The sequence below is a fragment of the uncultured Psychroserpens sp. genome, assembly GCF_947492715.1.
Lineage (GTDB): Bacteria > Bacteroidota > Bacteroidia > Flavobacteriales > Flavobacteriaceae > Psychroserpens.
On record NZ_CANLNS010000001.1, the window covers coordinates 135,940 to 148,694 of the forward strand.

Here is a 12,755-nt window from a genome sequence, read left to right on the forward strand (position 1 = left end):
ATTTTAATTTAAATGCTTTGAAAGTTTAACAACATCTGATAGTAATCCGCGTGCTGTAACCGCTTTTCCTGCACCAGCTCCTTGAATGACTAATGGCTGCTCTCCATATGATTTTGTAAAAATTTCAAAAATAGAATCCGCACCTTTTAATTGACCTAATGCCGATTGCTTATCTTCAGAAATAAGTTTCACCTCCAGCACTTTTTTGGCCACATTCAATTCTCCTACATACCTTAAAACCTCACATTGAGATAAGGCCTGTTTGCGTTTTAAAAAAGGCTGATCTAACTCCTTAATTCTGGTTTTAAATTGATGCAATGTTGTTTTCCCATTAAGTTGTTTGGGTACAAGCGATTCAATTTTGACATTTTGAAATTCTACGTTTAAGTCTAATTCTCGTGCTAAGATTAATAATTTCCTAGCCACATCATGACCAGAAAGATCATCCCGAGCATCTGGTTCTGTTAATCCCAAATTCGATGCTTTGGACAACACTTTTGAAAATGGTTCATTTTCAGCAGAAAACCTATTAAACACATAGCTTAACGACCCTGAAAACACGCCTCGAATCTTTTCTATCTGCTCACCTGAGTCATAGAGTTGCTTTATCGTTTCAATAATTGGAAGCCCGGCACCTACATTGGTTTCATATAAAAATGATCGATTGTGTTTTTTAAGAGATAATCGTAAGCGCTCATAAAAATCATAATGTAATGTATTTGCTAATTTATTAGCCGAAACAATATGAAACCCATTTTCAATTAGAGACACATAGCTCTTAACTAGGTCTTCACCAGACGTGGCATCTATGGCAATAACATGCTTGTAATGTTGCTCTTTTATATACTGAATAATCTCGGTCACATTAAAAGGCACTGAAAACTTCTCAAAATTAGTTTCCCATGTATGTGTGTCTTTATTTCCGTTAAAAAACACCAACTTTGAATTGGTAACAACAGGAATTTCAACAGTTAAATTGAGTTGCTCCTTTAGTCGCTGTTTAGAAGCATTAATTTGATTTATAAGTGTACTACCTACATTTCCAATTCCAAATATGACTAAATGTATGGTTTTAGGATTTGACATAACTTTTGGTTTTAGACTTATGTTCTACAGCGAAGGCCTGATTTAGGTCATTAATTAAATCTTGAGCATCTTCAATTCCACAAGACAAACGTATTAACGAATCTTTGATTCCAGATTGTAAACGTTTCTCTCTTGGTATTGAGGCATGTGTCATTTGAGGAGGATGACAAAGTAAACTCTTTACACCTCCAAGGCTTTCAGCAAGTTTAAAATAGCTTGTGCTGGTCACAAAACGATTAGCAGCTTCTTGTGTATCTTCTTTTAAGGTAAAAGAGACGATACCGCCAAATAACCCATTTTGTTGACGTTTCGCAATATCGTGATTCTTATGAGTCACCAAACCAGGAAAATACACCTCTTCAACGGCATGATGATTTACCAAAAAGGCAGCAACTGCAAAGGCATTTTCACATTGTTTTTGATAACGTAACTCTAAAGTTTCGATGCCACGAATGGTTAAAAAACAATCCCAAGGTCCTAAAATCCCACCAGATGCATTCTGAATAAACTTAAGTTGTTCGGAAAGTTCCTTTGTTTTGGTCACCACCAAACCAGCGACTAAGTCGGAATGCCCTCCTATGTACTTGGTACCACTATGAATAATTATATCCGCTCCCAACGCAATAGGTTGTTGTGCTATTGGGCTCGCAAATGTATTATCAACAACCAACAAGGCTCCAACACTTTTAGCAATAATGCTAATCGTTTGAATATCGGACACTTTCAAGGTTGGATTTGTAGGAGACTCTATCCACACCAGTTTGGTCTTACTACTAATAACATTAGCCACATTAGAAGCCTCTGTAGTATCGACATAATGAACTTTTATGCCGAGTTTTTCATAAACATGGGTAAATAAACGATAGGCTCCTCCATAAATATCATCTACAGCAATGATTTCATCACCAGCCGATAATAGTTTTAAAACAGCATCAATAGCTGCTAACCCTGTTGCAAAGGCAAAAGCTGAATCTCCACCTTCGAGATTGGCGACGACATCTTCTAAAGCCTTACGTGTTGGGTTATTACTTCTTGCATAATCATAACCTTTATTGACGCCAGGTGCTTCTTGAATAAAGGTTGAAGTTTGGTACACTGGTACCGAAATTGCTCCAGTGAGTGGATCACTAGGAATGGAATGAATAATTTTTGTTGCACTCATTTTTCTAATTTTTTTTGAGTTAATAATGTGTGCTATCTGTTAAACAAGATAAATGGAGTTAAAAGTATTTTTATCACTTATACTTCAAAATAAAAATTGAACGTAGCTAAACACTATGTTAAATTTTTCTTTCTTGTCTAATTAAAAAATCTATCTGTTCCCTCATCATTAATCTCGCTCAACAGATAGCACGATTAAACCAAAAGTCAAATGCGCTTATAAAAAGCGTACCTAATAGAAAAATGTTATAAGAAATACGTAAATACAGATGAGTAATTACGCTTGAGTTATCTATCTAAATCGTGATAAATGAATCACGCTTCAAGTAGAATGTAGCACCTTCTTAATTGCTTAAGGGTTGCTAAGGCTTCGTCGGGTCTATTCCCTCCGCCTTTCTTGATAACATTTCAGTAAGTTATTGAACTTTGTGAGTACAAATATTGCAACAGAAAAATTTAATATCCAAATAATTCATAAAAAATTTAAAATAAATTTAGTTTCCCCTTTATTTTTTTACTTTTGCCAAATAACAATTTAAGAGGAAAAATTTGTTCTGATTGCAACCTCATTAAAAAATGCTAAAGCAGTTAGTTTACAACTTCTCTAGCGACTAAGCAATCTCAATTAATTTTTCAGAAATAATTAAAATTTAAAAGGGATTTATGGGATATTTATTTACTTCGGAAAGCGTCTCTGAAGGACATCCAGATAAAGTAGCAGATCAAATAAGTGATGCTTTAATAGATAATTTTTTAGCTTTTGACAAAGAATCAAAAGTGGCATGTGAAACGTTGGTAACAACTGGACAGGTTGTTCTTGCTGGTGAAGTTAAATCCAATACATATTTGGATGTACAAAAAATTGCAAGAGATACTATCAATAAAATTGGGTATACAAAAAGTGAGTATATGTTTGATGGAAATTCATGTGGCGTATTTTCGGCTATTCATGAGCAATCAGAAGATATTAATCGTGGTGTAGACAGATCGAGCAAGGAAGAGCAAGGTGCTGGAGACCAAGGAATGATGTTTGGATATGCCACTCGTGAAACCGAAAACTTCATGCCTCTAGCCTTAGATTTATCGCATCGAATTTTAAAAGAATTGGCAGATTTAAGACGTGAAAACAAAGACATCACATATTTAAGACCAGATTCTAAAAGTCAGGTAACTATTGAATATAGCGATGATAATGTTCCTCAACGTATTGATGCTATTGTAGTATCTACACAGCATGACGATTTTGGTAATGACGAAGAAATGCTTGCTAAGATTAGAAAAGATATTGTTGACATTCTAATTCCTAGAGTTGTTGCAAAATTACCTGAACATATTAAAGTGTTGTTTAATGATGATATTACCTACCACATCAACCCAACTGGGAAGTTTGTAATTGGTGGCCCTCATGGAGATACTGGATTAACTGGACGTAAGATTATTGTAGACACTTATGGAGGAAAAGGCGCTCATGGTGGTGGTGCATTCTCGGGGAAAGATCCGAGTAAAGTTGATCGAAGTGCTGCATATGCAACAAGACATATTGCAAAAAACATGGTCGCAGCAGGAATTTGTAATGAAATTCTAGTTCAAGTAAGTTATGCCATTGGTGTTGTTGAACCAACTTCAATTTTTGTAGACACATATGGTACTTGTCCTTTTAACCTCACTGATGGAGAAATTGCCGAAAAAATCGCAACTGTTTTTGATATGAGGCCAGCAGCCATTGAAGAACGCTTAAAATTACGTCAACCTATGTATAGCGAAACAGCAGCTTACGGACATATGGGTCGTGATACCGAAACGGTTAGCAAAACGTTTAATCAACCTAATGGAGACCCAATTACGATGGACGTCGAATTGTTTACTTGGGAGAAATTAGATTATGTAGATAAGATTAAAAGTGCTTTTGGATTATAATCTAATTAAATTTATAAAAAAACCTCTAAATCATGATTTAGAGGTTTTTTATTTTATTGAGAGTTTGTATCTTCTCAAATCTAATATTTAGTTGTAATGACCTTCGAAGCACTAGAATCCTCAGAAATCAAAGACAGTTATTTTTACCGAAATTCTAAATGGGATTGGTTAAATAATGATATGATTCATGTTTTTGATAATGAACGACCACGTGTTATCACTATGGATCCATGGCCTCAAAAAGTGTTCTTAGATGCGCTAGGTCAACAAACCGTAGAAGAGTATATTTTAAGTGTTGCCAATGAATACCCAAAAAATCAAGCTCCAAAAGAATTAGACCAAGTTATTTTAAAGCAACTCGAAGATTTAGCATATGGAGAAAACGTAATTACAATTTCTAGCAGCCCATTTGCTTTAAATGCTTCCATTTTAAACCCTATGACAGAAGAGGGCAACATCGATCTCCAAGGCACTTGGCTGGGGCAATATCAATATGGCATTCCAGACACATACAAAGATGAGACTATGATGAATGTCAATTTCACACTAACAATAGATACGGTAAAAAATAACAAGTTCTCCGGAACTGTTGAAGATGACCTAGCAACTGGGGGCACTCCTGGAACAGGAATCGTAAAAGGAACCTACCGAGAGGACATTATTCGTTTTACAAAAAACATGCCCATAAAGGCAAGCTTTGATACGGCTGGTAATCACCATTTAGATCAAAGTAAAAAACATCCAACTCTTTTTTATACAGGTGAATTTTCGAGAAGTAAACAAACCATTACAGGTACTTGGAAATTTAAGAAGAAGCTATTCTTCTGGAAAGGTTTTATTCCAATATTCTTTTCTCCTGGGCAAGGAACATTTAACATGACCAAAAGACAAAATCAATAGACTCAGTTAAAATTTATTGTAACACATCACGCAACCTTTTTTTATATTCTTCATCTTAGTAGAAATAACAATCAATCTACTATGAAAATTTTAAAGGTATGTTTTACAACACTAATCGCTCTGTTTTTAACCTCTTGCGAATTGGACGATAGTGATAGTTCAGGTACCTTACAAAGCCAGAACCCAAATTCAACAGCATTTTCAGAAAACTTTGGCGACGAGATATCAAGAAACTTTTTAGGGACAGTGGTTGATATTAATAACATTCCCATTTCAAATGTTATGATTACCATTGGAAATTCTACAGCAACAACCGATAATAACGGTGTTTTTATTATTAACAGTGCTACGGTCAATCAACGTTTTGGGTATATCAAAGCAGAAAAAACAGGTTACATTCATGCCTCAAGAGCTGTTGTTCCCAGTGAAGGCACCAACAAAGTACATATCATGATGTTGCCTGAAACTGTAGTAGGAACAACGGCAAGTGGTACTCAAGAAGCGATTAGTTTACCAAATGGGGCTTCGGTTGGTTTGGAAGGTGATTATATAAAAGCTGATGGAACCGCATACGATGGTAATGTTAATGTGATTATGCATCTTTTAGACCCAACAGACGAAGACATGGAAGATCAAATGCCAGGGATGTTGTATGCTGCCAATGCCCAAAATGAGGAACGCATGCTACAAACTTTTGGGATGCTTGCCGTAGAATTACGTGGTGAAAATGGGCAAGACCTTAACCTAGCAGAAGGATCTTCGGCAGAGATAAAAATCCCTCTAGATGAAAGTTTAATACTTAATGCTCCTAATACAATTCCATTGTGGTATTTTGATGAAGTTAATGGGTATTGGGTTGAAGAAGGTGAAGCAACATTAGTTGGCAATCAATATATTGGAATGGTATCTCATTTCTCATTTTGGAATTATGATATTCCTAGAGAAGCTGAAATTGTATGCATTAAATTAGTCAATGACATTGGTAATACTATTCCAAATCAAGAGATTATTCTTCACAGTTCTAACTTAAATCAGACGACTTCAGGAATTACAAATGAACTAGGACAAGTTTGTGGTTATATGCCTCTAAATGAGTCTTTAGAGCTAACGATAAATGGAAATGGTTCTTGTACTATTGCTTACGAAGATACTATTGGTCCAATAACAGAAGAACAAGTTATTACTATTGTACTAGATGGTACTGATTTAATTTCAGAAACAATAGTAGGAAATTTTGTGGATTGCGATCAAAACCCAATTATTAATGGATATGCTCTAATTAATACTGGTGAATTTTCATCTTTTGAAAACATAAACAACGGCATGCTACAAACTACTGTATTGCGATGTGCTGATGACAGTGATTTTTCAATTGAGGCTTATGATACAAATACACTACAAAGTGCTAGTCAAACTAATGTTGCTTTTACATCTCCGGAAACAAATATTGGTACAATTTCTACTTGTAGCGACATTGACGAATATATAGAGTATACCATTGACAGTACCCAAAATTTCTTGTTTACTGAAATTTCTGTAGCAGAACTCGAATATAATTTAGACGATCAAAGTTTTCCAATTGAAACCTATTTAATTCAAATTGAAACTACTTTTGGAAATTTCCCTGAAGAAGATTGTTTCAGGTTAATTGGCATCTTAACACAAGATTTTAACACATTAGTAGGCTCTTATGATTATTGGTATTTTCAAGACCCTAATGACAACATGGGTATCACATTTAATGGCAATGACTGCGGTCATGCTATGACTCTCGATAACACAGCATTATTCAATATAAATAGTATAGGAGAAGTTGGTGAATACATAGATATCACTTTCGAATTAGACTATTTCGATTTTAATGGTCAACCACACACTATGGAAGGATCAATCCATGTTCTTAGGGATCTAGGCAATTAGTCACTAGGAATTTAATCATATTAACTGTTATTATAATAACAACAAAACTTAACTCTATGAAATTATTACAAATGCCCCGTAAACCTTTAATGTTTGTTTTACTATCTCTGTTTTTATGTTTGTCTTGTACAGATGATGACAACAGGGCTTCAAATCCACAAAATCAAGGTCCAGACCCTACCACATTTTCCGAAAACTTTGGAAATGAAATCTCAAGAGACTTTTTTGGAACTGTCATTGACATCAATGGCAATCCGTTAGAAAATGTAATGATCAGTATTGGCTCCTCAACAGCCATGACTGATAGCAATGGTATTTTTATAATTAATGACGCCACTGTTAATCAACGTTTTGGTTATGTAAAAGCTGAAAAAGCTGGTTATATCCATGCTTCTAGAGCCGTTGTGCCTAGTGTAGGTACCAACAAAGTACGTATCATGATGTTGCCTGAAACTGTTGTAGGAACAACAGCAAGTGGCACTCAAGAAACGATTAGTTTACCAAATGGTGCTTCGGTTGGTTTGGAAGGTGATTATATAAAACCTGATGGCACTGCCTACGATGGTAATGTTAATGTGATTATGCATCTTTTAGATCCTACAGACGAAGACATGGAAGATCAAATGCCAGGTATGCTCTATGCTGCTAATTCCCAAAATGAGGAGCGTATGCTTCAAACCTTTGGAATGTTGGCGGTAGAATTACGTGGTGAGAATGGGGAAGACCTTAACCTTGCAGAGGGATCAACAGCAGAAATAAAAGTACCATTAGATCCTAGTTTGGTAACTAATGCGCCAAATACAATTCCGCTGTGGTATTTTGACGAAGCAAATGGGTATTGGATAGAAGAAGGTCAGGCCACTTTAGTTGGTAACATGTATGTTGGAACCGTATCGCATTTCTCATTTTGGAACTGTGACATTCCTGCCGAAGCTGTAAATTTATGTGTTACCGTTACAAACTCAACCAATGATGACTTAGCCAATTTACGTGTTGATATTACGAGTTCTGTTTATGGCACTCGTAGTGGGTATACTAATGGAAGTGGAGAAGTATGCGGTTTGGTGCCTAGCGGAGAACTATTAGAAGTGAACGTCTATATACAAGGTTTAGGGACTTGCAGTTCGGAGAGCATTTATACTGCTAATATTGGGCCTTTTTTAGAAGACTCTTCAATTGGAATCGAAATTACAGAAAGCCCCAATATACAACTTGAAACTGTCACTGGTGTTTTCAATACATGTTCGGGTAACCCTGTAACAGATGGTTATGTATTTCTAAATTCAGCTAGTTACCAAACATCAGAATATGTGAGTAATGGTGACTTTGAAATCAACTTCTTGCGTTGTGACGATGAGGATACGTTTTATCTTCAAGCCTTTGATTATGTTAATCTACAAGAAACAGACTCTATTGCATATACATACACTAGTCCGATAACTAATATTGGTACGTTAACAGCGTGTAACACGATTGACGAGTTTATCACCTATCAAATAGATCAAGACGAGAGCGTAATGATTGTTACAAACTTATTTGCGGGACTATATTTTAGTCCGCCCACTCCTTCAATACCTAGATTATCAATACAAGGCTATGATTCTAGTAATGAAAATCAGAATTCTTTTTTCTTTCAATTTAGGCTAAATGATAATCCGCCATATACAGGCGCTTATAACCATAATGGATTTGGCAATGACATTGGTTTTGGTGTAGAAGGTCCAATTTTTATAGATGATGGACCAAATACGCTTGTTTGTAACATTACTAGTTTTGGTGAGGTAGGTGAATATATAGATATTAACTTTGATGGTACTTATGAAGATTTCGAAGGAAACTCACATACCTTCACAGGTGTTGTGCACATCTTAAGAGATGAATAAACAAAAGGTAAAAAATTAAAAAAAGCCTTCTCAAATGAGAAGGCTTTTTTTAATTTTCAATCATAACTATCCACGTTGGCGTCCAACACGATTTTCTCTAAACTCTTTCATTTTTGCAACAATGATGTCTTGATATTCTTGCTTGGTCACCTCTTTGCCTTTATTTGGCGCCTCTATCTTTTCTTTCTCTTCGGGGTTTATAATGATTTTAGAACATAATATTGTTGTACTTCCTGCGCTTACCTCTAGAATAAGTCCTGGTAAGCCCCAATATTCTGAAGGACCATGACCAACAGGTATTTGTGGTGAATACCACGCCTCTACCTCTGTCATTGCGACTTCTTGTTTCTCATCACTGTTGGCATCAGAATTAGGTCGTAATTTATCCCATGAGAAATTATACCATGTGAGTTCGTCTGAAGGTATAGAAGCCGTAGCCCTAAAGCATGTGTATGTCCCTATTTGTTTTGTTTCTGACTCCATTTTCCAGATGATGGGTTGCAATTTGTCTTTAACCAGAAAACGTTTGCCATAAAATTCTTGATCCTGAATTTGGGTATTGGTTTTCACATTTTTGTATTGCTCTCCTGGTGTGAAATTTTTACCCCAAGAATCGGTGGCACCAGAAATCGCATCCAATTTATCATTTTCGTTAAATGTAGATTCCTCTTTATTGAATGTAAGTGTATAGGTCTTTTCTAGCCGGTTTTTTAATCGGTCTTTAACTTGCTTTTTTTGAGCTTCACTTAATCGGTCTCCAAAACGACCCAAATCCATTGTAGATTTTGTGATATAAGTGGCTTGACCTTGAAAATCCTGAGCACTTAAGTTTAATGTCACAAGCAAACTAAATACCAGAATAGAGAATTTTGTGGTTAGTGTTTTCATAATGTTTGAATTAGTCTATAAATTGTTTAACAAATTTACGAAAAAGCTAAACAACTTATATGATATTATTAGAATTTAACAAACCACAAAAAAAGCCTTCTCAAATGAGAAGGCTTTTTTATGCGTTAAGGATTGAGGCTTTGTTGGAGCTCCTCGCAGAGAGCGACTGCCGAAAGCCTGACTTTTGTCTTAACAAAAGTAACGCCCTAATGTTTATAGCGAATAGATAACTCTAAACGTTAAGAATCGCGGTTGAATAAAATACTCGGTTGTACTTACAGAGAAATTACCTTGACTGTTATTAAATCGTGATTGTGTGTTCAATAAGTTGGTAGCCTTGAGTTCGTATTCAAATTTTGCGTCTTTATCTTTTCGGTAAGCTAATGAGGCGTTCCATAGTTCGTTGTTATTAAGCATACGCTCTTTATCACGTGTTTCGTTGTAAGTGAAATCGGTTCTAAAGGTCACTGCTTTCCAGATATAAGCATCAAACTCAATAGTTGGCGCATGCGTGAAAAACGTTGTATTTGTACCACCTTGCTTATTGTTATTAATTCCGTAACGATAAGACACCTCTACATTTGGAGCCTCTCTAAAATTGGTACGCAATTGTGCACGATAATTTTGATTGTAACTTTCATTTACAGAACGTCTATCCTGAATAAATTGGTTAAACTTAGAGTATGTAAAGCTGGCATTTAATGTAGCTCTAATTTTTCGGAAGTTTCTTTGAAAACGCCCAAAAGCATTAAAGGTCTCATCTGCAAATCCTGAATTAAAAGGCGAACTTGTTCTAATAATACTTTCGAAATTAGATAGTGTTCTTATTTGATCTATTCGTTTGCTATAACTCATGTTTGCAAATACATTGGTATAGTTAAACATGTTAAAGCTGAAATAGGATAGGTTTACGTTATGCGATGTTCCATTTTTTAGGGTTTGATTTCCTGTAAAGTAAGAATCATAATTGTTCATTACTAATCCTCTTGCCAATTGTGTCACATCTGTAAACTCTGTATTCATGCGATAACTTAAGTTTAAATTCTCGCTTTTTTTCAATTCTAAACGCACGTTTAAGTCTGGCAATACTCTAAAGAAATTATCTTTAAACTCGGTTCCAAACTGGGTGTTTTTTGCACTATAAGCATGCGTTGAAAACCCGGGAGTAAATGTAAACTTACCACTTTTAAGTCTGTAGTGAACACCTAAATACAAATCACTAAAGTTGTATTTAATATCGTTTGTATCGAGACCATCATTAAAGATTGGAGACGAATCGAAAACCGAATTATCATCTAAAAACTGAAAGATATTACTATCAAAATCTTGACGACTTAAAATGGTTCCAAGAGTGAAATTAATATTACTCTTGTTATTTAATACATTCCAGTAATCTAACTTAGCATCTAATTGATTTGACTTGATACGTTTGTCTTGTGCTATATTATAGTTGTTCAATGTTTGATCAAACCCTAAGCCTTGTGCTGTAGTATCAAAAGGGTCTCTATCTTGTGGATCGGCGTCATTGTTTGTTGGATCATTTTCTAACAATGCATTATAAAATGGGTCTTCATCTTGTATTAAATGTTGTGCTTCTAGTGCAAAAATATTGCTGTCGTTTAAGGTGTAATAGTAATTTAAAGTTTGGTTAACGCTGTAAGGGCTATTTTCTTCAAATTGCAAGGTATTACCTACTACAGACGACGAGAAATTTTGATCCTGAGATTCTTTTGATGTTCTTCCTAAAATGGCATAATCTAGTTGATTATTTGCATTAGGCTTGTACTTGGCATTAAGTTTAAACAATGCCAAATCACTTTTTTGTTCTGTTTTACTTTCGGTGTCTTCATCAGGAATTCCTAAATCTGAATCGGTATATTTCACAGAACGGTTTTCTTGAAGATCTATTCTAGAGCTTGTAAAAATGGCAAAACCACCAATATCTAAAGTTTTCTTTGGCGAATAACTAAAATTAGCTGCGCCAAATTTTGTCTCAATACTTTGGGCTTGATTATTTTGAAGCGTTAAGAAACCTAAGTTATTATTTCCTAAATTAAGGTTCGTACCACTTTGCTGACTTGGACGATTGAAGCCTCCAGAGAAATTAAAGAAATCTCGTCTAGTAAAAGCTACTTCGCCAATATTATTTAAATCTCCAATGAGGTTGACGCTGTACTTTGGACTATAATAAAATAGTTTTGGTTGCACCAAATACAAGCCTTCGTCATCTGAAACACCACCTCCAGCTGTAACATCACCAAACCAGAAGTTCTTTTTACCTTCTTTTAGTTTAATATTAATGGCGATATTATCCTGGTTATTAGTCACACCACTTAGCTGCCCAACATTAGAATAATTTTTTAGAACTTGAACTTTATCAACGGCATTTGAAGGAATATTTTTTGTGGCTAATTTAGAATCACCATCAAAAAAATCTTTACCATCAACCATAACCTTAGAAACAACTTTACCCTCAACTTCTATTTGTCCGTCATCGTTAATTTCAACACCTGGGAGTTTTTTAAGTACATCTTCGAGTTTCCGTTCGGTACCATCTTTAAAGGAATCGGCATTATAAACTAATGTATCTCCTTTTATTGTTACTGGCATTTCATAGGTTAATTCCACAGCTGCAAGTGCATTATCTGGCATTAACTTATAATCTTTGGTGATACTAACTTCTTTGGTAGATAGTTCTTCTGAAAGCGTTTTCATACCAATGTAACTCACTTGGATACTATAGGTTTTATTTTTCTCTAAATCGAGTTTAAATTGACCTTTGTCGTTTGTAATTGCATAAGACGCCATGGCCTTAGTTTCTTTATTAATTGCAATTACATTGGCAAGCTCTAAAGGCGCTCCTAAACTATCTTTAACAACTCCTCTTACTGAAATTTGGGCACTAGATATGCCAGTTACTAACAGTAACGCTAGTATAATTATGTTTCTCATTTGATTGGATTTTGTTTCTTTATTTGTTTTCTACTGAAAACAGAAACT

At 35.1% G+C, this 12,755-nt stretch carries 8 protein-coding genes and 1 riboswitch; of the genes, 4 read left to right on the forward strand and 4 right to left on the reverse strand.

The window, feature by feature from the left end; all coding sequences use genetic code 11:
• Positions 1-3: 3 nt before the first annotated feature.
• Both Q0787_RS00655 and Q0787_RS00660 read right to left on the reverse strand, forming a co-directional pair.
• On the reverse strand, positions 4-1,086 hold the full coding sequence (locus Q0787_RS00655; protein ID WP_298900258.1) for an aspartate kinase: 1,083 nt from the start codon (positions 1,084-1,086) through the stop codon (positions 4-6).
• Positions 1,073-2,248, reverse strand: coding sequence for a PLP-dependent aspartate aminotransferase family protein (locus tag Q0787_RS00660; RefSeq protein ID WP_298900259.1), 1,176 nt, complete (start codon positions 2,246-2,248; stop codon positions 1,073-1,075). The genes Q0787_RS00655 and Q0787_RS00660 overlap by 14 nt, the downstream gene beginning before the upstream one ends.
• Positions 2,249-2,532: 284 nt before the next feature.
• A riboswitch (SAM riboswitch) is annotated at positions 2,533-2,654 on the reverse strand.
• Positions 2,655-2,910: 256 nt separating this feature from the next.
• Between Q0787_RS00660 and metK the strand changes: the two genes are divergently transcribed.
• The 4 genes from metK (at position 2,911) to Q0787_RS00680 (ending at position 8,867) form a co-directional block, all read left to right on the forward strand.
• Positions 2,911-4,164: a methionine adenosyltransferase gene (gene metK, locus Q0787_RS00665; protein WP_298900260.1), complete on the forward strand. Its 1,254-nt coding sequence runs from the start codon at positions 2,911-2,913 to the stop codon at positions 4,162-4,164.
• Positions 4,165-4,260: 96 nt separating this feature from the next.
• Positions 4,261-5,064 (forward strand): hypothetical protein, encoded by an 804-nt coding sequence (locus Q0787_RS00670; RefSeq protein WP_298900261.1) that lies wholly within the window; start codon positions 4,261-4,263, stop codon positions 5,062-5,064.
• Between the two features lie 81 nt (positions 5,065-5,145).
• Positions 5,146-6,984, forward strand: coding sequence for a carboxypeptidase-like regulatory domain-containing protein (locus tag Q0787_RS00675; protein ID WP_298900262.1), 1,839 nt, complete (start codon positions 5,146-5,148; stop codon positions 6,982-6,984).
• A 56-nt stretch (positions 6,985-7,040) separates the two neighbouring features.
• Positions 7,041-8,867, forward strand: a complete 1,827-nt coding sequence (locus Q0787_RS00680; protein WP_298900263.1) for a hypothetical protein — start codon at positions 7,041-7,043, stop codon at positions 8,865-8,867.
• Positions 8,868-8,933: 66 nt separating this feature from the next.
• Here Q0787_RS00680 and Q0787_RS00685 read toward each other — a convergent pair whose 3' ends face one another.
• Together Q0787_RS00685 and Q0787_RS00690 are read right to left on the reverse strand one after the other, a co-directional pair.
• Positions 8,934-9,755, reverse strand: coding sequence for a GLPGLI family protein (locus Q0787_RS00685; protein ID WP_298900264.1), 822 nt, complete (start codon positions 9,753-9,755; stop codon positions 8,934-8,936).
• A 213-nt stretch (positions 9,756-9,968) separates the two neighbouring features.
• Complete coding sequence (locus Q0787_RS00690; protein ID WP_298900265.1) at positions 9,969-12,707, reverse strand: TonB-dependent receptor; 2,739 nt, start codon at positions 12,705-12,707, stop codon at positions 9,969-9,971.
• Between the last annotated feature and the right edge of the window lie 48 nt (positions 12,708-12,755).

What these genes read in the sequence shown, in the direction of transcription:
- Q0787_RS00655 (WP_298900258.1), bottom strand. Translation starts at nt 1,086, where the DNA reads ATGTCAAATCCTAAAACCATACATTTAGTCATATTTGGAATTGGAAAT.
- Q0787_RS00660 (WP_298900259.1), bottom strand. Translation starts at nt 2,248, where the DNA reads ATGAGTGCAACAAAAATTATTCATTCCATTCCTAGTGATCCACTCACT.
- metK (WP_298900260.1), top strand. Translation starts at nt 2,911, where the DNA reads ATGGGATATTTATTTACTTCGGAAAGCGTCTCTGAAGGACATCCAGAT.
- Q0787_RS00670 (WP_298900261.1), top strand. Translation starts at nt 4,261, where the DNA reads ATGACCTTCGAAGCACTAGAATCCTCAGAAATCAAAGACAGTTATTTT.
- Q0787_RS00675 (WP_298900262.1), top strand. Translation starts at nt 5,146, where the DNA reads ATGAAAATTTTAAAGGTATGTTTTACAACACTAATCGCTCTGTTTTTA.
- Q0787_RS00680 (WP_298900263.1), top strand. Translation starts at nt 7,041, where the DNA reads ATGAAATTATTACAAATGCCCCGTAAACCTTTAATGTTTGTTTTACTA.
- Q0787_RS00685 (WP_298900264.1), bottom strand. Translation starts at nt 9,755, where the DNA reads ATGAAAACACTAACCACAAAATTCTCTATTCTGGTATTTAGTTTGCTT.
- Q0787_RS00690 (WP_298900265.1), bottom strand. Translation starts at nt 12,707, where the DNA reads ATGAGAAACATAATTATACTAGCGTTACTGTTAGTAACTGGCATATCT.